Source organism: Chryseobacterium sp. SIMBA_038 (assembly GCF_046535115.1).
Taxonomy (GTDB): Bacteria; Bacteroidota; Bacteroidia; order Flavobacteriales; family Weeksellaceae; genus Chryseobacterium.
This window is the reverse complement of sequence record NZ_JAWRXH010000379.1, coordinates 1-243: the sequence shown is the minus strand read 5'-3', so window position 1 is coordinate 243 and position 243 is coordinate 1. Positions and strand designations below refer to the sequence as shown.

1 protein-coding gene is annotated in these 243 nt (G+C 42.4%); it reads right to left on the bottom strand.

Annotated features, from left to right (window positions below):
- Nucleotides 1-243: ATP-dependent Clp protease proteolytic subunit (locus tag SB689_RS23970; RefSeq protein ID WP_410694526.1), on the bottom strand; the 243-nt coding region annotated here is incomplete at both ends.

Below are 243 nucleotides of genomic sequence, written 5' to 3'. Positions count from 1 at the left end.
ATACAGCTCCCATTGAAGCAGCCATACCTGTACAGATTGTTGCTACATCTGGCTTAATGATCTGCATAGTGTCATAAATTCCTAAACCTGCATACACGCTACCACCAGGAGAGTTGATGTAGATCTGAATATCTTTTGAAGGATCAGCACTTTCCAAGAATAAAAGCTGTGCTGTAACGATGTTCGCTACCTGATCATCAATCCCTGTTCCCAGGAAGATAATTCTGTCCATCATCAAACGGG